At 73.9% G+C, this 21,648-nt stretch carries 17 protein-coding genes; 6 read left to right on the forward strand and 11 right to left on the reverse strand.

Translation table 11 applies throughout. The features are described from left to right. The first annotated feature begins 585 nt into the window (after positions 1 to 585). Entirely contained in the window at positions 586 to 1,602 is a 1,017-nt protein-coding gene (trpS, locus tag AB0O07_RS33910) for a tryptophan--tRNA ligase (RefSeq protein ID WP_365641020.1), read from the forward strand. 94 nt (positions 1,603 to 1,696) lie between these two features. On the opposite strand, the gene proC is transcribed toward trpS, so the two are convergent. The 6 genes from proC to AB0O07_RS33940 all read right to left on the reverse strand — a co-directional run bounded on the left by proC (position 1,697) and on the right by AB0O07_RS33940 (position 6,902). Next, positions 1,697 to 2,506, reverse strand: a complete 810-nt coding sequence (gene proC / locus AB0O07_RS33915; RefSeq protein ID WP_365640782.1) for a pyrroline-5-carboxylate reductase — start codon at positions 2,504 to 2,506, stop codon at positions 1,697 to 1,699. Between the two features lie 250 nt (positions 2,507 to 2,756). Continuing rightward, the gene (locus AB0O07_RS33920) at positions 2,757 to 3,602 is read right to left on the reverse strand and encodes an ABC transporter permease (protein ID WP_365640784.1); all 846 of its coding nucleotides are present in this window, start codon (positions 3,600 to 3,602) and stop codon (positions 2,757 to 2,759) included. After that, positions 3,599 to 4,459, reverse strand: coding sequence for an ABC transporter ATP-binding protein (locus AB0O07_RS33925; RefSeq protein WP_365640785.1), 861 nt, complete (start codon positions 4,457 to 4,459; stop codon positions 3,599 to 3,601). The genes AB0O07_RS33920 and AB0O07_RS33925 overlap by 4 nt, the downstream gene beginning before the upstream one ends. Before the next feature lie 115 nt (positions 4,460 to 4,574). Then, positions 4,575 to 5,396 carry a class I SAM-dependent methyltransferase gene (locus AB0O07_RS33930; protein ID WP_365640787.1) on the reverse strand — a complete coding sequence of 274 codons (822 nt, stop codon included), beginning with the start codon at positions 5,394 to 5,396 and terminating at the stop codon, positions 4,575 to 4,577. A 357-nt stretch (positions 5,397 to 5,753) separates the two neighbouring features. Beyond that, positions 5,754 to 6,245, reverse strand: coding sequence for a hypothetical protein (locus AB0O07_RS33935; protein WP_365641023.1), 492 nt, complete (start codon positions 6,243 to 6,245; stop codon positions 5,754 to 5,756). A 378-nt stretch (positions 6,246 to 6,623) separates the two neighbouring features. Then, positions 6,624 to 6,902, reverse strand: a complete 279-nt coding sequence (locus tag AB0O07_RS33940; protein WP_365641025.1) for an SH3 domain-containing protein — start codon at positions 6,900 to 6,902, stop codon at positions 6,624 to 6,626. A gap of 279 nt (positions 6,903 to 7,181) precedes the next feature. Between AB0O07_RS33940 and AB0O07_RS33945 the strand changes: the two genes are divergently transcribed. Next, the gene (locus AB0O07_RS33945; RefSeq protein WP_365640789.1) at positions 7,182 to 9,794 is read left to right on the forward strand and encodes a protein kinase; all 2,613 of its coding nucleotides are present in this window, start codon (positions 7,182 to 7,184) and stop codon (positions 9,792 to 9,794) included. Positions 9,795 to 9,840: 46 nt separating this feature from the next. Here AB0O07_RS33945 and ilvD read toward each other — a convergent pair whose 3' ends face one another. From ilvD to AB0O07_RS33965, 4 genes are all read right to left on the reverse strand, one after another. Then, positions 9,841 to 11,691 (reverse strand): dihydroxy-acid dehydratase, encoded by a 1,851-nt coding sequence (ilvD, locus tag AB0O07_RS33950; protein WP_365640792.1) that lies wholly within the window; start codon positions 11,689 to 11,691, stop codon positions 9,841 to 9,843. 164 nt (positions 11,692 to 11,855) lie between these two features. Continuing rightward, the gene (locus tag AB0O07_RS33955) at positions 11,856 to 12,521 is read right to left on the reverse strand and encodes a TetR family transcriptional regulator (RefSeq protein WP_365640795.1); all 666 of its coding nucleotides are present in this window, start codon (positions 12,519 to 12,521) and stop codon (positions 11,856 to 11,858) included. Continuing rightward, complete coding sequence (locus tag AB0O07_RS33960; protein ID WP_365640798.1) at positions 12,518 to 13,564, reverse strand: sugar phosphate isomerase/epimerase; 1,047 nt, start codon at positions 13,562 to 13,564, stop codon at positions 12,518 to 12,520. The genes AB0O07_RS33955 and AB0O07_RS33960 overlap by 4 nt, the downstream gene beginning before the upstream one ends. A gap of 187 nt (positions 13,565 to 13,751) precedes the next feature. After that, positions 13,752 to 14,681 (reverse strand): Ppx/GppA phosphatase family protein, encoded by a 930-nt coding sequence (locus tag AB0O07_RS33965; RefSeq protein WP_365640800.1) that lies wholly within the window; start codon positions 14,679 to 14,681, stop codon positions 13,752 to 13,754. A gap of 40 nt (positions 14,682 to 14,721) precedes the next feature. Between AB0O07_RS33965 and AB0O07_RS33970 the strand changes: the two genes are divergently transcribed. Next, a complete protein-coding gene (locus tag AB0O07_RS33970) occupies positions 14,722 to 15,585 on the forward strand; it encodes a hypothetical protein (protein WP_365640803.1) in 864 nt (287 codons plus the stop codon). Between the two features lie 27 nt (positions 15,586 to 15,612). Here the strand turns inward: AB0O07_RS33970 and AB0O07_RS33975 are convergent, their stop codons facing one another. After that, entirely contained in the window at positions 15,613 to 17,841 is a 2,229-nt protein-coding gene (locus AB0O07_RS33975; RefSeq protein ID WP_365640805.1) for a hypothetical protein, read from the reverse strand. 255 nt (positions 17,842 to 18,096) lie between these two features. Between AB0O07_RS33975 and radA the strand changes: the two genes are divergently transcribed. From radA to AB0O07_RS33990, 3 genes are all read left to right on the forward strand, one after another. Beyond that, a complete protein-coding gene (gene radA / locus AB0O07_RS33980) occupies positions 18,097 to 19,515 on the forward strand; it encodes a DNA repair protein RadA (RefSeq protein WP_365640807.1) in 1,419 nt (472 codons plus the stop codon). A gap of 44 nt (positions 19,516 to 19,559) precedes the next feature. Further along, positions 19,560 to 20,684 carry a DNA integrity scanning diadenylate cyclase DisA gene (gene disA, locus AB0O07_RS33985; protein WP_365640809.1) on the forward strand — a complete coding sequence of 375 codons (1,125 nt, stop codon included), beginning with the start codon at positions 19,560 to 19,562 and terminating at the stop codon, positions 20,682 to 20,684. A gap of 390 nt (positions 20,685 to 21,074) precedes the next feature. Continuing rightward, complete coding sequence (locus AB0O07_RS33990) at positions 21,075 to 21,506, forward strand: ester cyclase (RefSeq protein ID WP_365640811.1); 432 nt, start codon at positions 21,075 to 21,077, stop codon at positions 21,504 to 21,506. Positions 21,507 to 21,648 lie beyond the last annotated feature (142 nt).

A 21,648-nucleotide genomic window follows, 5' to 3' on the forward strand; every position in this document is an offset into this window, starting at 1 on the left:
TACTTCTTTATTTTTGCTTTGTTGCTGTGTTCCGTTCTTGCGTTTCCGACTCTATCAGACTCTTTCGTGTCCGATTCCCCGTCGGAGCGGGGTTGTCTTCCCGGCCTCTCGGCCGTTCCGACGAGTGAGACTTTAGCGGAATCCTGGGCTCCGACGCTAATCGGGGCTTCGGGGCCGGTGTTCGGGTTCGAACGCCGATTCCTCATTTCGCATAGGCGCACGGAAAGCAGCACGACATGACGCTGACGTCGTCTGCTTCTCGTAGGTCCTGCGGAATGGCTGTCCGGGGACCGGCACGAGGCCGGTGCTCACGTCGAACAGCCCGGAGAACGTTACGGATCCGGGTTGGACGTGTCAACTTAAGGGGTCGCCCGGTGGAGGGGCCGGTCGCTAGGGTGGGCGGGATGACAGCGCATGGGTGCACGTTTGGGTGCACGTTTCAGTGGTGGGCCGCCTGAGGGGCGGCCCACGCGCAGCATGCGATCAACGGCCGCCGTACGGCGGCCGTTTGCGTGTCCTCAGCTCGGGGAGATCGGCCGCAGGACGTACGTAGTGGCTCCGACCCAGAGAGTGGACGTGGACACGATGACGCGGATCTTCAGCGGTATCAAGCCGACCGGGCATCTGACGCTGGGCAACTATCTCGGCGCCGTACGGCGGTGGGTGGAGGTCGATCAGCATCGGGCCGATGCCCTGTTCAGCGTGGTGGACCTGCATGCCCTGACCGTCGCGCACGATCCGGCGCGGGTGCGGCGGCTCAGCCGTCAGGCGGCGACGCTGCTGCTGGCCGCCGGGCTCGATCCGGCGCTGTGCACCGTATTCGTACAGAGCCATGTGGACGAGCACACGCGCCTCTCCTATCTGCTGGAGTGCACGGCGACCGACGGGGAGCTGCGGCGCATGATCCAGTACAAGGAGAAGAGCGTGCGGGCGAACGCGTCGGGGGAGAGTGTGCGGTTCTCGCTGCTCTCGTATCCGGTGCTGATGGCGGCGGACATCCTCGCGTACCGGACGGACGAGGTGCCCGTCGGGGACGACCAGACGCAGCATGTTGAGCTGACCCGGGATCTGGCCGTGCGCTTCAACGACCGGTACGGGCACACCTTTGCCGTGCCCAAGGCGACCCGGCCGCCGGTGGCCGCGCGGGTCATGGATCTCCAGGACCCGGCGTCGAAGATGGGGAAGTCGCACGCGTCGGCCGCCGGGATCGTCTATCTGCTGGACGACGCGGATGTGATCAGGAAGAAGATCATGCGGGCGGTGACGGACAGCGGGGACGAGGTCGTCTACGACCCCGAGGAGCACCCCGGTGTCTCGAACCTGCTGGAGATCCTTGCCGGGTGCGCGGACCCGAGCGGGGGCGGGGAGTGGGATCCGGGGGCGCTGGCCGGGGAGTACTCCTCGTACGGGGAGTTGAAGCGGGCCACCGCCGAGGCCGTGATCGAGCTGCTGCGGCCCTTGCGGGAGCGGCACGCGGTGCTGGCGGCCGACCCCGGGGAGGTGGACCTCGTACTGAAGGACGGCGCCGAGCGGGCCAGGGGGATGGCCCGGCCCGTGGTCGACGCCGCGTACCGGGCCGTGGGGCTGTTGCCGGCCGGGTGAGGTCCCGCGGGCTGAGGGCCTGAGCACCTGAGCGCCTGAGGGTCCGCCGCGGTGGGCCCTCAGGGGCGGCCGGGGCCGGATCCGCCGGTGCCGGTCAGCCGTTGCCGGTGGCGAGGGCTCGGCTGCGGTCGCGGGCCGCTTCCAGGGCCGCGATGAGGGCGGCGCGTACCCCGTGGTTCTCCAGTTCCCGGATGGCGCTGATGGTGGTGCCGGCCGGGGAGGTGACGGCCTCGCGGAGCTTCACGGGGTGCTCGCCGCTGTCGCGCAGCATGACGGCCGCGCCGATGGCGGCCTGCACGATCAGGTCGTGGGCCTGGGCGCGGGGCAGCCCGAGGAGGATGCCCGCGTCGGTCATGGCCTCGACCAGGTAGTAGAAGTACGCGGGGCCCGAGCCGGAGAGGGCGGTGCAGGCGTCCTGCTGGGACTCGGGGACGCGCAGGGTCTTGCCGACGCCGCCGAAGATCTCCTCGGCGTGGGCGAGATGGGCGGGGAGGGCGTGGCTGCCGCCCGAGATGACGGACATGCCCTCGTCCACCAGGACGGGCGTGTTGGGCATGACGCGGACGACGGGGGTGCCGGGGGCGAGGCGTTCCTCGATGAAGGCGGTGGGAATGCCGGCGGCGGCGCTGATGATCAGGCGGTCGGCGGTGAGGTGGGGGGTGAGCTCGTCGAGGAGGGCGCCCATGTCCTGCGGCTTGATGGCCAGGATGAGGATGTCGGCGCGCTTGGCGGCCTCCGCGTTGGTGACGGGCTCGACGCCGTACCGCTCGCGCAGTTCGGCGGCGCGGTCCGCGCGGCGGGTGGTGACCAGCAGGTCGCTCTCCCGCCAGCCGGCCCTGATCATGCCGCTGAGGAGCGCCTCGCCGATCTTTCCGGTGCCGAGGACTGCGACGGTCTGGGGCATTGCGGGGTCACCTCGCCGTAGGGGATGGATGGGGCCGTACGCCACGTAGCCGTGCCTCACGTAGCCGTCCTCACGTAGCCGTGCTCACATAGCCGTGCGTCACGTGATGGGGGCGTACGCAGGGGGCGTACTTGTACGTGGCTCCGTACGTCCCCACCCATCCTCGCACCGGGGGTGGCGGCGTGCGTGCGGTGTCCGAGGGGCGGGCGGCGCGTCACGCCGTACCGCACGGGGAAGGGCCGCGGTCACCTCATGCGGTGCGGCGGCGGAGGGTGGCCGCGCCCAGGCCGAGGACGAGGAGGGCGCACCCGGCGACGATCAGGACGTCGCGGACGAAGTCGCCGGTGACCTCGGTGTGCTGGAGGACCTGGTTCATGCCGTCGACGGCGTACGACATGGGCAGGACGTCGGAGATGGCCTCCAGGACCGGCTGCATGGTGGACCGGGGTGCGAAGAGTCCGCAGAGCAGGAGCTGCGGGAAGATCACGGCGGGCATGAACTGCACGGCCTGGAACTCGGAGGCCGCGAACGCCGAGACGAAGAGGCCGAGCGCGGTGCCGAGCAGCGCGTCCAGCAGCGCGACGAGCAGGAGCAGCCAGGCGGAGCCGACAACGTCGAGGCCGAGGACCCAGAGCGCGAGGCCGGTGGCGAGCGCGGACTGGACGACGGCGAGCAGCCCGAAGGCGAGGGCGTAGCCGGCGATGAGGTCGCCCTTGCCGAGCGGCATGGCGAGGAGGCGTTCGAGGGTGCCGGAGGTGCGTTCGCGGAGGGTGGCGATGGAGGTCACCAGGAACATCGTGACCAGCGGAAAGATGCCGAGGAGCGAGGCGCCGATGGAGTTGAAGGTCTCGGGGCTGCCGTCGAAGACGTAGCGGAGCAGCACGAGCATCACGCACGGGACGACGATCATCAGGGCGATCGAGCGCGGGTCGTGGCGGAGCTGGCGCAGGACGCGGGCGGCGGTGGCGGTCGTCCGGGCGGGGGAGAGCACGGCGGAGGTGGAGCGCGCGGGGGCGGGGGTGGTGGTGGAGCGCGTGGGGGCCGGGGCGGGGGTGGTGCTGGTGCTGCTGCTGGTGGTGGTCGTACGGGTGGTCATCGGGTGCTCCCCTGCGGTGCGTTGACGTTCGCGTTGGCGTTGGCGTTGGCGTTGGCGTTGGCGTTGGCCTCGTCGACCAGGTGGAGGAAGGCCGCTTCGACGGTCTCCGTGCGGGTACGGGTGCGCAGCGCCTCGGGGGTGTCCTCGGCGAGGACCTCGCCGTCGCGCATGAGGAGGAGCTGGTGGCAGCGCTCGGCCTCGTCCATGACGTGCGAGGAGACCAGGATCGTGGCGCCCCGGTCGGCGGCGATGCGGTGGAAGAGGCTCCACAGGTCGCGCCGGAGGACGGGGTCGAGGCCGACGGTCGGCTCGTCGAGGACGAGGAGTTCGGGGGCGCCGAGGAGGGCGACGGCGAGGGAGACCCGGCTGCGCTGGCCGCCGGAGAGCCGCCCGGCGAGCGCCCCGGCGCGGGAGATCAGGTCGACGTCGGCGATGGCCCGGTCGACGGCCTCCTCGCGGGCGGTGCGGCGGGCGCGGCCCGGGTCGAGGACGGCGGCGAAGTAGTCGAGGTTCTGGCGGACGGTGAGGTCGTCGTAGACGGAGGGCGCCTGGGTGACGTAGCCGATACGGGCGCGGAGGGCGGCGTCGCCCGCGGGGCGGCCGAGGACGTCGAGGGCGCCGCTGACCTTGGCCTGGGTGCCGACGACCGCGCGCATCAGGGTGGACTTGCCGCAGCCCGAGGGGCCGAGGAGTCCGGTGATCCGGCCGGTCGGTACGGAGAAGTCGAGGTCGCGGAGGACGGCGCGGTCGCCTCGGTGGACGGTGAGGCCGCGGGCGTGGACGGCGGGGTGGGTGGTGGCGTCGGTGGTGGCGTGGGTTGTGGCAGGGGTGCCGGCCCCGGGAGCCAAATTCATCATGTGATGAATAATGGCTCCGGGGGCTGTGCGCGTCAACTGGCCGGGGGACGATTCGCCCGGACGGGCGGGTGTGGGTGGGTGTGGGTGTGGGTGTGGGTGTGGGGGCGGGTGCCGGTCACCGCCCCCGGCGGACGACGACGGTCAGCTCCGCCACGTACGCCTCCTCGACCGTCCCGTCCGGGAAGCGGGCCAGCAGCTCGGCGCGTTCGGCCGCGAGGAACGCGGCGGTGGCGGCGTCGCCGTGCACCCGGAAGACGGAGTGGCTGCCGAGTTGGGCGAGGTGGGTGGCGAGGGAGACACGCCGGGTCCACGGCAGCCGCCGGGTGGCCGGGGCCAGTCCGTCCGGGAGGCCGTCGCCCCGGCCGCCGGCGCTGTGGGCGCCGTGCGCGGTGTCGCCGCCGGCCCAGCGGCGGATCCGGATGTCCTGATCGGCGATCCAGGGGACGCGGGCGTCCGAGACGTTCCACCAGAGGGCGAGCGCGCCGCCGGGCCGCAGGACGCGCAGGGCCTCGGGGAGGGAGCGGGCCGGGTCCGTCCAGTGCCAGGACTGGGCGTACGTGATCAGGTCGGCGCCGCCGTCGGCGAAGGGCAGCGCGTCGCCGAGGGCCCGTACGAGCGGGGTGTCCGGCTCGGCACGGTGCAGCCGCGCCGCCATACCGGGGCCGGGCTCGACGGCGGTGACCAGCGCGCCACGGGCCCGCAGCGACCGGGTGGCGATGCCGGTCCCGGCCCCGATGTCGAGGACGCGGGCGCCGCGCAGGGGCCGTCCGCTCAGCTCCTCGACGGCGTCGAAGAGGGCGGGCGGGTAGCCGGGGCGGGCGGTGTCGTACTGCTCGGCCACGGCGTCGAAGGAGAGGGCGCGGGGGGACGGGGCCGAAGACGGGGACGGGGACGGGGACGGGGACGGGGACGGGGGAGAAGCGGGAGAAGCAGCCATGAACCCATCGTGGCGCGCGGGGGCGGGGAGGACGAGGGGGCGCTTCGCGCGCCTGCGCGCCGCGCCTGGGCTCTCGCTCTCGGGCCGGGCCCGACTGGGCACGGCCGGGCACGGGGCTGCGGCATGGCCGGGCACGGGGCTGGGTCATGGCAGGGGGCTGGGTCATGGCAGGGGGCTGGCTCTTGGCAGGGGGCTGCCCCGTGGCCTGGGCCCGTGACCTGGGCCGGTCCGTGGCCGGGGCCGGTCCGTGGCCTGGGCGAGCCCGTGACCTGGGCCGGCCCGTGACCTGGGCGAGCCCGTGGCCGGGGCCAGCCCGTGGCTTCCGCGTTTACGGCCGCCTCGCGGGCCGGGAAGAGGCTACGCGCGCCCGCGCTTCCTGGGCCGGGGACGGTTCTTGGGCCGGGGCCCGGGCTTGGCCGCGCGGGCCGCCGGGTTTCCCGTACGGGTGGTGCGGCGGCGTTCGTACTGGGCCAGGGCCGTCTCGTACTCCCTGCGGCGGAGCCCTTCGCCCGGGGCCTCGGCCAGGGAGCGGAGGAAGTAGGCGATCAGGGAGCCCATGAAGCCGATCGCCTTGACGCTGCGCAGGGCTTCCTCGCGGGCCGGGTCGGCAGGGCGGCGCTGGAAGCCGTCCCAGGTCCTGCGGAAGGCGATGGCACTGCATACGGCGAACATCGCGACCAGGAGCAGGCCGACGAAGGAACCCACGCGCGCGATCTCCAGCCCCTCGAAGGCGAAGCGGAGGACGAAGCAGGCGGCGACCGCCGTGGTGAGCGAGCCGACGGCGACACCGGCGCGGCGGACCGCGTATCCGCCGTCGCGGGCGACCCAGGCCGTACCGAAGAACGGAATCGCCTCGGGCTCCGGGCCGCTGGGGGTACCGGGGGTGCCGGATGTGCCGGAGGCACTGAGGACGGCGGAAGCGCCGGTGCCCCGGGCGGCTCGCGGGGCACGATTGGTGTCACCCGGGGCACGAGTGGCGCCGCGCGGGGCACGGGTGCCTTGCGGGGTACTGGCATCGCCCGGAGCGGTAGCATCGGCACGGCCGCGTCCGGGGCGTTCGCCGCGTGCGTTTCCCCGTGGCTCGGCGGACGCGGACGCGGACGCGGTCGTGTCGGTGTCGGTGTCGGTGTGGGAGGTCGGGGGACGCTCGGGGTCCTGGTTCACCCCGTGATTATCCCGGTTGTCCCGCGACCGCCCCAGCCCTGTGGAGGGACGGGCCCGCCGACGTCAGGAGCAGCGTACGGCCACGTAGCCGGAGCTGCCCGTGTAGACGTACGCGTCCGAGATGTACTCCCCGTTGGCGATGTTGTCCCACAGGTTCGTCGTGCCGTACGGGCCCGCGATCCACTCCCCCGGCCGCTGGCAGTTGATCGGCACGGTGGCGCCGTAGGGCAGCACCCTGGTCACCGAGTAGCCGGTGCCCGGGCCGCTGCGGACGTTGACGCGGTAGTCCGGGTGGACGGCGTAGCGCTTGGCCGCGAGCGTGCTCACCTCCGTGGACGTCAGCGAGGGCGCGGACGTCGTCGCGGGCGCGGACGCGGTCCCCTCGGCCGATGTCGCGTCGGGCGCCTCGGGCGCCTCGGGCGCCTCGGGCGCCTCCGGCGGCGCCTCGGTCACGGCCGCTCTTCTCTCGTTCTCAACCTCTTCGATACCCATACGGTCCTCCCCCATCGACGGTGTGTTCCCTGCGCCGCGCAGGCTAGCAACCCGTCGTCCGATAGCACGCACCATCGACTAGGCTCCGTGCGTCGCGCTTGCGCACACATATACGTACGGGGGTGGGCCATGCCACCACTGCGCAACACCGGGCCGGCGTCGGAACCGGAAGCCGGAGCGGAAGCCACGGCAGAAGCCAACGCGCAAGCGGGAGCGGGGCGTTCCGAGTCGGAGACGGAGTCAGAGTCGGAGTCGGAGTACGCCGGGCGCTATCTGCTGGAATCCACGCTGGGCTCGGGCGGTATGGGCGAGGTCCATCTCGCCACCTCGGCCTCCGGGCTGCGCCTCGCCGTCAAGGTCATCCACGGCAACCACGCCTCGGACCCGGAGTTCAGGGCGCGTTTCCGGCAGGAGGTCGCGGCGGCGCGGCGGGTGAGCGGGGCGTTCACCGCGCCGGTGGTGGACGCGGATCCGGAGGCGCCCCGGCCGTGGATGGCGACCCTGTACATCGACGGGCCCACGCTCTCCGAGCGGGTGAAGCGGAACGGGCCGCTGGGCACCGAGGAGTTGATACGGCTCGGGGCGGGGCTCGCGGAGGGGCTGCGGGACATCCACCGGGCCGGGGTCGTGCACCGCGACCTCAAGCCCAGCAATGTGCTGCTGGCGTCGGACGGGCCCAAGGTCATCGACTTCGGCATCTCGCGGCCCGCGGACAGCGATCTGCGCACGGAGACGGGGAAGTTGATCGGGACGCCGCCCTTCATGGCGCCCGAGCAGTTCCAGCGGCCGCGTGAAGTCGGGCCCGGCGCCGATGTGTTCGCGATGGGCGCGGTGCTGGTGCACGCGGCGACCGGGCGCGGGCCCTTCGACTCGGACTCCCCGTACATCGTGGCGTATCAGGTCGTGCACGACGAGCCGGATCTGACGGGCGTTCCGGAGCCGCTCGTACCGCTGATCGCCCAGTGCCTGGCGAAGGACCCGGCGGAACGGCCCACGCCGGACGAGCTGATGGGCGCGCTGCGCACACCGGGCCCCGGCGGGGTCGTACGGGACCTGCGCGGCCCGTACGGGGCGCGTCCGCTCGTACCGGCGCAGCGCGGTCCCGGCCCGGCGGAGGGGGGCGTGCGGCCGGGCCCCTGGTCCGGCTCGGGGGCGCAGGCGACGAACGTACGGGCCGCGGTGGCCGCCGAGGCCGCGGAGACCCCGGAGACCGTTCAGTCGCGGCCCGGGTGGTGGCGTACGGGCGCCCCGGGGCGGCGGGGGCGTGTGGTGCGTGCGGGGGCGGCCGGGGTGGTGCTGGTGGCCGTGGCGGGCGCGGGTTTCTTCGGGGTACGGGCGCTCGGCGGCCGGGGCGGTGACGGGGGCGGTGGCAACGGCGGCGGCGTACCGGCCGCCGGGGAGACGGCGTCGGCCCGGACCTTCCGGGCCTGGGACACGACGCTGGGCGCGGCGGACGGCGGGGCCGGCGGCGACGTCGGCGGCGTCGGCGGCACGGCGCCCGTCTGCACGGCCGACGCCACGGGTGTGTACTGCGCGGGCCCCGGTGTCACGGCCACCCGGCTCGACCCGTACGACGGCCGCGCCGCCTGGTCGGTGCGGGCGTCGGCGCGGGCGGGCGGGGCGAAGAGCGCGACGGGCGGGGCGGACGGGACGGACGGAGCCGGCGGGGCCGGTGGGGTGGCGGGCTCCGAGGCCGGGCCGGTGCTCTCGGGCGGCCTCCTGCACGTCATGGAAACGGGACCCAGCACCGCCGCCACTCCCGGCTCCGGCGGGAAGCGCCTGGTGGCGCTGGACCCGAAGTCGGGCAAGGAGCGCTGGGCGGCCGACATCTCCGCTTACGCCGCCGTCCGGCACAGCGGCGACTCGGTGCTGCTCGTACGGTACGACGGGCGGGTGCGCTCGCTGGACAGCGCGACCGGGGCCGAGCGGTGGACGGCGCGGCTCGGCGCGACCGGCACGGTGTGGACGGCGGCGAACGGTACGGCGGACGGCGCCGACAGCGGGGACGGGACGGGCGGGGCGGGCGGGGCGCTCTTCGCGACGACGCAGACGGCCGACGGCACGGCGACCGAGGTCAGCTCGGTCGACCCGGCCACCGGCGCGGTCCGCTGGACGGAACGGCTGCCGGGCCAGCTCGCCCCTGCGGGCGCTTCGGGCGGCGCCCGTGGCGCGCTCTTCCTCCTGTCGAACGACAAGGACGGCTACACCCGGGCGGTCGTACGGCTGGACGCGTCGGCCCGTACGGTACGGCAGGTCGAGCTGGGCGCCCCGGTCGACCAGGCGCAGGCGGCCGTCGAGGGCGACACGGTGTACGTCGTGGGGTACGCGGGGGCGCTGCTCGCGGTGGATACCGGCGGGAGCGACGGGAACGGCGGGAGCGACGGGAACGGCGCGGGCGACGGGAACGGCGCGGGCGTCCGCTGGCGCCTGGAGACCTCGGTGACCCGGGCCTCGCGCCCGGCTGCCACCGCGGACCGGGTCTACCTGAGCGCGGGCGACGGCCGCCTGCTGGCGGTGGACGCCCACCGGGGCACCCTCCTGGGCCAGACGAAGCCGCGTATGCCCACCGCCCCCGACACCCTGGTCGCCACCCTCCCCGCGCCCGTCCCGGGCCGGTCACGGCCGGGCACCGACGGCCGCTCCGGCTCCCGCTCCGAGGCGGACGGCGATGCCCCGGTCTTCGGCACCGCCCCCGACGGCACGGTCTTCGCCGTCCCGGGCCGCGACCCGGCGGCCTGGTAGCGGGGGCCCCGGCGGCCACCCCGGCCCCGGCCCCGCGGGCCGGGTGTCAGCCCAGGCGGGAGATGTCGCGGACCGCGCCCGTGTCCGCGCTCGTGGCCATCGCCGCGTACGCGCGCAGCGCCGCCGAGACCTTGCGTTCGCGGTTCGCCGGGGCGTAGACGCCGCCCAGGGCCTCGCGGCGGGCGGCCAGTTCCTCGTCCGGGACCAGGAGTTCGATCGTACGGTTCGGGATGTCGATCCGGATCCGGTCGCCGTCGTTCACCAGGGCGATCGTGCCGCCCGAGGCCGCCTCCGGGGAGGCGTGGCCGATGGAGAGGCCCGAGGTGCCGCCGGAGAAGCGGCCGTCGGTGACCAGGGCGCAGGACTTTCCGAGGCCCCGGCCCTTCAGGTACGACGTGGGGTACAGCATCTCCTGCATGCCGGGGCCGCCGCGCGGGCCCTCGTACCGGATGACGATCACGTCGCCCTCGGCGATCTCCTTGCGGAGGATCTTCTCGACGGCGTCCTCCTGCGACTCGCAGACGACCGCCGGACCCTCGAAGGTCCAGATCGACTCGTCGACGCCCGCCGTCTTCACCACGCAGCCGTCCTCCGCCAGGTTGCCCTTGAGGACCGCCAGGCCACCGTCCTTCGAGTAGGCGTGCGCGACATCGCGGATGCAGCCGCCCGCCGCGTCCGTGTCGAGCGTGTCCCACCGCTCGGACTGCGAGAACGCCTCCGCCGAGCGGACGCACCCGGGCGCCGCGTGCCACAGTTCGACGGCCTCCTCGGAGGGCGAGCCGCCGCGCACGTCCCAGGTCCCCAGCCACTCCTTGATGGAGCCGGCGTGGACCGTGTGGACGTCCTCGTTGAGCAGCCCGCCCCGGTACAGCTCGCCCAGGATCGCGGGGATCCCGCCGGCCCGGTGGACGTCCTCCATGTAGTACGTACCGCCCGGCGCGACGTTCGGCGCGACCTTCGCCAGGCAGGGGACGCGGCGCGACACCGCGTCGATGTCCGCGAGGTCGTACGGCAGCTCCGCCTCCTGCGCGGCGGCGAGCAGGTGCAGGATCGTGTTGGTGGAGCCGCCCATCGCGATGTCGAGCGCCATCGCGTTGTCGAACGCGGCGCGGGTCGCGATGGCGCGCGGCAGGACCGAGGCGTCGTCCTGCTCGTAGTGGCGCTTCGCGATCTCGACGACCGTGCGGCCCGCGTTCTCGTACAGCGCCCTGCGCGCCGTGTGCGTGGCGAGCACGGAGCCGTTGCCGGGGAGGGAGAGCCCCATCGCCTCGGTCAGGCAGTTCATGGAGTTGGCGGTGAACATGCCGGAACAGGAACCGCAGGTCGGGCAGGCGTTCTCCTCGATACGGAGAATGTCCTCGTCCGAGATCGACTCGTTCACCGCGTCGGAGATCGCGTTGACCAGGTCGAGTTTTCGGACCGTACCGTCCACCAGCGTCGCCTTCCCGGCCTCCATGGGGCCGCCGGAGACGAAGACCGTCGGGATGTTGAGGCGCAGCGCGGCCATCAGCATGCCCGGGGTGATCTTGTCGCAGTTGGAGATGCAGATGAGCGCGTCCGCGCAGTGCGCCTCGACCATGTACTCGACGGAGTCGGCGATCAGGTCCCGGGAGGGCAGCGAGTAGAGCATGCCGCCGTGGCCCATCGCGATGCCGTCGTCCACGGCGATGGTGTTGAACTCGCGCGGGACGGCACCGGCCGCCTTGACGGCCTCCGAGACGATCCGGCCGACCGGCGCGAGGTGGGTGTGGCCCGGCACGAACTCGGTGAAGGAGTTGGCCACGGCGACGATCGGCTTGCCGATGTCCTCGCTCGCTACGCCCGATGCCCGCATCAGGGCGCGCGCGCCCGCCATGTTGCGGCCGTGGGTGACAGTGCGGGACCTCAGCTCGGGCATCGTCTCTCGCTCCTTCAGCAGAAATGACTTCTCCGAGCGTACGCCTCGGATCCAAGATCTGGACACGGCGTCCGGAGTGCGGGACGGATGTTCAGCTTTCGGTCAGGCCCCGGCCACTGCTTCCGGGCAGGCCCGGCCCCGGACCCGGCCGCGGGCAAGGGGGATCAGGACTCGGTCAGGTAGCGCTGGAGTGTGGGGGCCACCAGGCCGATGATCTCCTCGATGTCCGCCGACGCCAGCGGCTCCGCCTTGATCACGTACCGCAGGAGCGCGATCCCGACCATCTGCGAGGCCGCCAGCTCCGCCCGGAGCTTCGGGTCCGGTACGTCGAGCCGTTCCGCGACCTGGCCCAGCAGCCTGCGGAGCACGAACGAGCGGAGCACCGCCGCCGCCGCGTCGTGGGTGAGCGCGGAGCGGACGACGGCGAGCAGCGGGGTCCTGGTCGCCGGGTTCTCCCAGATGCCGAAGAAGTTGCGGGCGAGCTGTTCGCCGATCTTGTCGGGGCCGGCGGCCAGCACCTTGCCGGGGATGGGCAGGGCGGGTTCGAAAGTGATCTCGATGGCGGACTCGAAGACCTCGTCCTTGGTGCCGAAGTAGTGGTGGACCAGGGCCGGGTCGACGCCCGCCGCCTTGGCGATGCCCCGTACGGACGTCTTGTCGTACCCGCGCGCCGCGAACTCCTCGCGGGCCGCGTCCAGGATCTGCTGGCGCGCGCTCGGCCCGGCCGCCGCGTCCTTGCGGGCCGGACGGCCCCGGCGGCGGGGGGCGTCCCCCGCTCCGGTCCCGGTCCCTGTACCGGTACCGGCTCCAGCCCCGGCCCCGGCGGTCATGAGGGGCGCGCTCCGGGGGTACGGCGCTGAGCGCGTCCCGCGCCGGGGGTACGGGCGGAGGTGTCGGGGGCATCGGAGGTACGGCCGGAGGCGCGGCCCCGCGTACGTACGGCCTCCTCCTCCCCGGCGGAGGGGGCGGGGGCGGGCGACGCGGACGACGCGGGCGACACCGGCGACGCGGGCGTCCGGTACGGCACAGGCACCCCCGGCGCACCCACCCCGGACGCGCCCACCCCCGGCGGCGACGCCAGATGCAGCCGCGTGTACGCCAGCGCCTCCGCCAGGTCCGCCTCGCGCTCCGCGCCCGACATCGCGCGCCGCGTGTTGACCTCGATCACCACATGGCCGTCGAAGCCGCTCGCCGCCAGCCCCTCCAGCACCTCCGCGCAGGGCTGTGTCCCCCGCCCCGGCACCAGGTGCTCGTCCTTCGCCGAGCCGTTGCCGTCCGCCAGATGGACATGGCCGAGCCGGTCGCCCATCCGGGCGACCATCTCCAGCGCGTCGCTGCGGGAGGTCGCGGTGTGCGAGAGGTCGACGGTGAAGTGCCGGTAGTCGTGGCGGCTGACGTCCCAGTCGGGGGCGTACGCGGGCATCTCGCGGTCCCGGTACCGCCACGGGTACATGTTCTCGACGGCGAACCGTACGTCCGTCTCGTCGGCCATCCGCCAGATCCCGCGCACGAAGTCCCGCGCGTACTGCCGCTGCCAGCGGAACGGCGGATGGACGACCACCGTCGAGGCACCGAGCCGTTCGGCCGCCGCCCTGGCCCGCTGGAGCTTGACCCACGGGTCGGTCGACCAGACCCGCTGGGTGATCAGCAGACAGGGCGCGTGGACGGCGAGGACCGGGATGCCGTGGTGGTCGGAGAGCCGGCGCAGCGCCTCGATGTCCTGGCTGACGGGGTCGGTCCAGACCATGACCTCGACCCCGTCGTACCCCAGGCGCGCGGCGATCTCGAAGGCCGTCGCCGTGGACTCCGGATAGACCGAGGCCGTCGACAGCGCCACCTTCGTCTCCGGGATGCGCACCACTGGTTCTGCCACGGGAACAGCGTACGGGCCGGGGCCGCGCGCCCGTCGGCCGAGCCGGTCACTCCGGTGACCACCGGGTCCGTACGGACGGGACGCATCTCCCCCGTGCCGTACGACCAGGACGCGCCCGGTCCCGTGCCGTACGACCAGGACGCGCCCGGCCCCGTAGGCCCCGCCCGGCCCCGTACAGCCCGTACGGTCACGGCGCGAGCTGGTCCAGCCTGCGCAGGATCACGCCCTCGCGCAGCGCCCACGGGCAGATCTCCAGGGTGTCGACGCCGAACAGGTCCATCGCCCCCTCCGCGACCAGCGCGCCCGCCAGGAGCTGGCCCGAGCGGCCCTCGGAGACCCCGGGGAGTTCGGCGCGCTGGGCGGCGTTCATGGCGGCGAGCCTCGGCACCCACTCCTCCAGGTCGGGGCGGCGCAGCTCGCGCTGGACGTACGGGCCCTCGGCGGAGCGGGCCGCGCCGGCGAGCCGGGCGAGCTGCTTGAAGGTCTTGGAGGTGGCGACCACGTGGTCCGGTTCACCGATCCGGGCGAACGCCCCGACCGTACGGGCGATCTCGGCCCGTACATGACGGCGCAGCGCCCTGACGTCGGCGGCGTCCGGCGGGTCCCCGGGGAGCCACCCCGCGGTGAGGCGGCCGGCGCCCAGCGGGAGCGAGACGGCCTGGGCGGGCTCCTCGTCGATGCCGTACGCGATCTCCAGCGAGCCGCCGCCGATGTCGAGGACGAGGAGCCGTCCGGCCGACCAGCCGTACCAGCGGCGCGCGGCGAGGAAGGTCAGCCGGGCCTCCTGGTCGCCGGTGAGCACCTCCAGGTCGATCCCGGTCTCGGCCTTCACCCGGGCGAGGACCTGGTCGGCGTTGCCCGCCTCCCGTACGGCGGAGGTCGCGAAGGGCAGCACGGCCTCGCACCCCTTGTCCTCGGCCTCCTGGAGGGCGTCGGCGATGGTCGACACGAGGCGGTCGACGCCGTCGGGGCCGATGGCTCCCTCGGGGTCGAGGAGTTCGGCGAGGCGCAGCTCCGTCTTGTACGAATGCGCCGGCAGGGGGCGGGCACCGCGGTGGGCGTCGACCGCCAGCAGGTGCACGGTGTTCGATCCGACGTCCAGCACTCCGAGTCTCATGAAACGGAACGCTACTGCGAAGGCCGCATACGCTGGACACGTGCCAAAGACGAAAAAGGCGAAGCAGGGCAGAGCAGACGGCCCGGAGACCCCTAAGAAGCCCAGGCGGCAGGCGCGCGACCCCCGTGGGACGCGCGAACCTCGTGAGCCCGACGAGAAGGGGCTGGACTTCGCGCGGGCGTGGGTGGAGTTCCCGGACCCGGCCGACGACGAGCAGGTGTTCCGGTGCGATCTGACCTGGCTCACCTCACGGTGGAGCTGTGTCTTCGGCAGCGGCTGCCAGGGCATCCAGGCGGGCCGCGCCGACGACGGCTGCTGCACGCTGGGCGCGCACTTCTCCGACGAGGAGGACGAGGCGCGGGTCGCGGAGCACGTGGCGCGGCTCACCCCGGAGCTGTGGCAGTTCCACGGGGAGGGCACGGCCGGCGGCGGCTGGACGGAGACGGACGACGACGGCGAGCGCCAGACGCGCCGCTGGAAGGGGTCCTGCATCTTCCAGAACCGGCCGGGGTTCGCGGGCGGCGCGGGGTGCTCGCTGCACATCCTGGCGCTGCGCGAGGGGCGCGAGCCGCTGGAGACGAAGCCGGACGTGTGCTGGCAGCTTCCGGTGCGCAGGACGTACGACTGGATCGACCGGCCGGACGACACGCGGGTGCTCCAGGTGTCGATCGGGGAGTACGACCGGCGCGGCTGGGGGCCCGGCGGCCATGACCTGCACTGGTGGTGTACGTCGGCGACCTCGGCGCACGGGGCGGGCGAGCCGGTGTTCCGTACGTACGCGCCGGAGCTGACCGAGCTGATGGGCAAGGCGGGGTACGAGCGGCTGGTGGAGGTCTGCGAGGCGCGGCTGGCGAGCGAGCTGCCGCTGGTGGCCCCGCATCCGGCGGACCCGCCGGTGCTGTAGGCCCGGGTCCGGCCTGGCCGGGCCTGGTCACGGGGTGCCGGGGCCGCCGGTCGGTGCCGGTGGCGGTGTGGAGTCCGTGGGGCCCGGATCCGGTGGGTCCGGGTCGGGCGGGGTCGGGGAGGGGGCGCCGGGGCCGGGGTCGGAGGGGCCGGTTCCGTCGGTCGGCTCCGGGGTGCCGGGGTCCGAGGGGCCCGGGTCGGAGGGGCCGGGGCCCTGCGGGGGCGGGGTCCAGGTCGGGCGGCCCGCTCCGGGGCCGCCGGGGTGGCCGGGGCGGGTGGGGTGTCCGGGGCGGTTGGGGTGTCCGGTGGGGGGCGCGGGCCTGGCGCCGTATCCCTGGATCCGTACCGCCTGCCCCGCCGGGTAGAGCGCGACGCGGGCGGACCACGGGCCCGCCGGTTCGCGGGCGTGGTCCACGGAGACCCGGACGGTGAGCGACTCGCCGGGGTCGAGCGTGCCGTAGTGGCGGCTCAGGGTGAGCCAGGGGGCGCGGGTCGCGGCGGTCCAGGAGACGCGCTCGCCGCCGGTGGCGCGCAGGGTGATCAGGGTGGTGTCCCCGACGTTCCGGGCCTCGACGGTGAGCGCGCCGGGCACCCGCTGCTCCGTGCCGTCGGCGACCAGCTCCACGGCGACGTCGGGCGCCCGGCTGCCCTCGGTGTAGCGGGCGCCGGGGCGGTCGCGGGCGCTGTTGGCGTTCTCGTAGTGGTCGTACGGGTCGTGGGGGTCGCGTGGGTCATGAGGGTTGTACGGGCCGTCGTACGGGCCGTCGTACGGGTAGTCGTCCCCGGCGGGGCCCGTGGTCTCCAGGGCGCTGACCGAGGAGCCGTCGTGGCCCTCGCCGGTCTGGGGCGCGCCCCGGTACGCGGCCCAGAGGGCGAGGACGGGCGCGGCGACGACGGTGGCCACGACGGTGGTGGTCACGGCGCGGGCGCGGAGCCGGTCCCGGCGGGCGGCGTGGTCCTTGGGGTCGAGCGGGAAGCCGTTGCGGCCGAAGCGCGGGGCGGCGGTACGGGCGCGGGGCGCCTGGAGCATGGCGGCGTACACGGCGCCGCGCTCCGCCTCGACCAGCGGGAGGGCCTCGGCCGGGTCGGGGCGGGCGGGATCCGGGTGGGCGGCCCCGGGGCGAGCACCGGCGGACGCGGGTCCGGACGCGGGGGCGGGCCCTGACACGGGGGCGGACGCGCGGGCGGGTCCGGACGCGGGTGCGGGTCCGGAGGCGGACGTGGACGCGGGTCCGGACGCGGGCGGGAAGGCGAGGGCCGGGGTCGTACGGGAGCCCGGCCAGGGTCCGGCCGCCTGGGCGCGCTCGGCGGCGCGGCGGCACCTCGGGCAGTCGTCGACATGGCGGACGAGCTCGCGGCGGAGCGCGGCGGAGAGCAGCACCCGGTGGTCGCCGGTGAGCCGGGCGACGGAGGGGCAGTCGCCGGTGTCCACGACGGCGAGCGCGGCCCGGGTGCGCTCGACCTCGCAGGCGGCGGAGGAGAGCAGCTCCTTGGTGGCGGTCAGCTCCTTGGAGAGCACGGCGGCGACATCGCGCGGGCCGAGCCGGTGACGTACCGCCAGCTCCAGCACCTCGCGCTGCTCGGGCGTCGTACCGGCCGCCTCCGGCCAGGCGAGCAGGGCGAGTTCGCGGCGGCGCCGCTCGGCGGTCCCGGCGGAGACCCCGCCGGCACCGGAGTGGGAGACCCCGCCGGTACCGGGGACCCCGCCGGCGCCGGGACCGCCGCAGGCGGCACCGGCCCCCGCACGGTCACCGCCGGAAGCCGCCGCCCACCCCGGAGGCGCCGTCTCCGGCGGAGCCGCCTCCGGCGCTGCGGCCTCCCCCGCATCCCCCGTACCCCCCGCATCACCCGCATCCCCCGATGCGCCCGTCTCCGCCTCCCCCGGCGGCGCCACCGCCCCCGCCCGAGCCCCTGCCGGTGACAGCCTCCGGGGTCCCGAATGCGCCCCCTGGCGGGTCCGGCGGCGCTCGGTGAGCTTGCGCAGACAGGCCCAGCGGGCGAGGGCGTAGAGCCACGCCTTGCGCTCATCCGCTCCGGAGGGGCAACGGCCGTACTGCCGCTCGGAGATGGCCAGGACATCGCCGAGCACCTCGGTGGCCGCGTCGTGGTCGCAGAGCACGGAGAGGCAGTAGGTGAACAGGCCGTCCAGATACGGCTCGTACCGCGCCGGCGGGCGCTGCGCCACCGAACGGGGCGCGCGGCGGAGCGCCCGGTGTGCGCCGGTGGTGCGCGTGGAGGTTGCGGGGCTGCTGCTCATCACCCGGCGACCGTAGACAGGGCGGCCCGTCCCCTTCACACCCCTTGGAGACTTTTAATCCTTACGGGTGAAGCTATCCCTCAAAGGGGGACACGATTGTCAGGTTTCGATGAATTCGACGTGGTACAGGAGTCTCCCGTGTCTCCCCCACCTGGCTTACCCCACCCGTCCCGGGGGAAGGCGGCGGAGCGGGGCGCGGGGGCGGCGCGGGAGGACGGCGGCGGCGCTGTCGGTGGGCACCGGTACGGTGACGCCATGGCTGCCCGTACGAAATCCAAGGACCGGCCGTCCTATCGCTGCACCGAGTGCGGCTGGACGACCGCCAAGTGGCTCGGCCGCTGCCCCGAATGCCAGGCGTGGGGCACGGTCGAGGAGTACGGCGCGCCCGCGGTCCGTACGACGGCGGCGGGCCGGGTCTCCGCCGCCGCGCTCCCGATCGGCGAGGTCGATGTCCGTACGGCGACGGCGCGTTCGACCGGGGTGGCGGAGCTGGACCGGGTGCTCGGGGGCGGTCTGGTGCCCGGTGCCGTGGTGCTGATCGCGGGGGAGCCGGGGGTCGGGAAGTCCACGCTGCTGCTGGATGTCGCGGCGAAGGCGGCGAGCGAGGCGCACCGCACGCTCTATGTGACGGGCGAGGAGTCCACCAGCCAGGTCCGGCTGCGCGCGGACCGGATCGGCGCCATCGACGACCATCTCTACCTGGCCGCCGAGACCGACCTCTCCGCCGTCCTCGGCCATCTCGACGCGATCAAGCCGTCGCTGCTGATCCTCGACTCCGTACAGACCGTGGCGTCCCCCGAGATCGACGGCGCGCCGGGCGGTATGGCGCAGGTCAGGGAGGTCGCGGGCGCGCTGATCCGGGCGTCGAAGGAGCGCGACATGGCGACGCTGCTGGTGGGGCATGTGACGAAGGACGGGGCGATCGCGGGCCCCCGGCTGCTGGAGCACCTGGTGGACGTGGTGCTCTCCTTCGAGGGCGACCGGCACGCCAGGCTGCGGCTGGTGCGCGGGGTGAAGAACCGGTTCGGCGCGACGGACGAGGTCGGCTGCTTCGAGCTGCACGACGAGGGGATCACCGGGCTCGCGGACCCGTCGGGGCTCTTTCTGACCCGGCGCGACGAGCCGGTGCCGGGCACCTGTCTCACCGTCACCCTCGAAGGGCGCCGGCCGCTCGTCGCGGAGGTGCAGGCGCTCACGGTGGACTCGCAGATCCCCTCGCCCCGGCGGACCACCTCGGGGCTGGAGACCTCCCGGGTCTCGATGATGCTGGCGGTGCTGGAGCAGCGCGGCCGGATCAGCGCGCTCGGCAAGCGCGACATCTACAGCGCGACCGTGGGCGGCGTGAAGCTGACGGAGCCCGCGGCCGACCTGGCGGTGGCGCTCGCGCTGGCCTCGGCGGCGAGCGACACCCCGCTGCCGAAGAACCTCGTGGCGATCGGCGAGGTCGGCCTCGCGGGCGAGGTCAGACGGGTCACGGGCGTCCAGCGCAGACTGGCGGAGGCGCACCGGCTCGGCTTCACCCAGGCGCTGGTGCCGACCGATCCGGGCCGGGTCCCGGCCGGGATGAAGGTCACGGAAGTGGCGGACATGGGCGATGCCCTGCGGGTGCTGCCGCGCCGTACTCGGGCGGACGCTCGGGCGGACGCCCCACGGGACGACAACGCTCGCCGGTAGACTTTGCCCTGGTCTCGCCCATCCGTACGAGCCGGAGGAGTGCAGTGGCAGCCAACGACCGGGCATCAGCACCCGGAAAGTCCGGCGCGGGCTCCGGCAACGAAGCGCTGATGCGCACCTCCCTGAGCGCGGTCGCGCCGGGCATGGCGCTGCGCGACGGGCTGGAGCGCATTCTGCGCGGAAACACCGGCGGTCTCATCGTCCTGGGCATGGACAAGACCGTCGAGTCGATGTGTACGGGCGGCTTCGTGCTGGACGTGGAGTTCACCGCGACCCGGCTGCGCGAGCTCTGCAAGCTCGACGGGGCGCTCATCCTCGACAAGGACATCACCAAGATCCTGCGGGCCGGCGTCCAGCTCGTCCCGGAGTCCTCGATCCCGACGGAGGAGACGGGCACCCGGCACCGTACGGCGGACCGGGTCTCCAAGCAGTGCGGCTTCCCGGTGGTCTCGGTGTCGCAGTCGATGCGGCTGATCGCGCTCTACGTCAACGGGGAGCGCCGGGTCCTGGAGGAGTCGGCGGCGATCCTCTCCCGGGCCAACCAGGCGCTGGCGACGCTGGAGCGGTACAAGCTCCGGCTCGACGAGGTCGCGGGCACGCTCTCCGCCCTGGAGATCGAGGACCTGGTGACGGTCCGGGACGTGACGGCGGTGGCTCAGCGGCTGGAGATGGTGCGCCGGATCGCCACCGAGATCGCCGAGTACGTGGTGGAGCTGGGCACCGACGGGCGGCTGCTCTCGCTCCAGTTGGACGAGCTGATCGCGGGCGTGGAGCCGGAGCGCGATCTGGTGGCCCGTGACTACGTGCCGGAGCCCACGGCGAAACGCTCCCGCACGGTCCCCGAGGCCCTGGCGGAGCTGGACTCGCTGACCCACGCGGAGCTGCTGGAACTCCCCATCGTGGCCCGCGCCCTGGGGTACAGCGGCTCCCCGGAGACCCTGGACTCGGCGGTCTCCCCGCGCGGCTACCGGCTGCTGGCGAAGGTGCCCCGGCTGCCGGGCGCCATCATCGAGCGTCTGGTGGAGCACTTCGGCGGCCTCCAGAAGCTGCTGGCCGCGAGCGTCGACGACCTCCAGACGGTGGACGGCGTGGGCGAGGCCCGCGCGCGGAGCGTCCGCGAGGGCCTGTCGCGCCTGGCGGAGTCGTCGATCCTGGAACGGTACGTGTAGCGCCCCGTACGTACACGCCCGTACGTGTAGCGCCCCGTACGTACACGCCTGTACGTGTAGCGCGTACGGCTCCCGCACCGACGTAACGGAAACAGCCCGCCCTCGCCATGGCGAGGGCGGGCTGTCCCGTGTGCGGCTCCCTGCCCCCGTGAGGACCTCCACGTACAACACGGTGGCGCGGGAGCGCGCACGTCAGAGGCCGTCCCTCACGGCCTCTTCACTCGTAAGCTTACACGCAAAAACTTATGCACGTAACCACTTGCACGGACTCGATTTACATGCGTAGCCTTACGCTCGTTAACACGGAGGGCGAAAACCCGGCGGGACCCCGCACGACCCCCGCACGGGCCCGGCCCCTCCTCCCCCGAGAACGACGCGAAAGGCACCACCATGTCCACCGACAACACCGCCGCCAAGGCCCTCCTCGACACCTGGCTGAGCCTCTGGAACGGCGACCTGTCGCTCGCCTCCGAGGTCGCCTCGGACGAGTTCCGGCTGCACAGCCACATGATGGACGGCAGCGACAGCGCCGCCGTCAAGGGCGTCGAGGGCCTGACGGAGTACGTCCGCAGCGGGCGCTCGCACACCCCGGACCTGAGGTTCTCCATCGAGGTCCCGCCGCTCTTCGACGGCGACTACGTGTCGGTGCGCTGGTCCGCCACCGGCACGTACGACGGCAGCTTCCCCGGCGCCAAGACGCCGGCCGGGACCGTGGTCACCTTCACCGGGACCGACACCCTCCGCATCCAGGACGGCAAGTTCGTCGAGTACTGGCTGAACGCGGACGGGCTCCACCTCGTCCAGCAGCTCCAGGTCGGCTGACGGCCCGGCCGGCGAGCCCCTCAGAGGGGGCGTGACCAGGTTTCCCCCCTGGTCACGCCCCCTCTTTCGCTGTGCCCCCACACTCCCCGGCGGGCGCTCCCCACCCACCTCCCACCCACCTCCCGCCCGCCCCCGCCCGCCC

The sequence above is a fragment of the Streptomyces sp. NPDC093085 genome (assembly GCF_040683935.1).
In the GTDB taxonomy this organism is placed as follows: domain Bacteria; phylum Actinomycetota; class Actinomycetes; order Streptomycetales; family Streptomycetaceae; genus Streptomyces.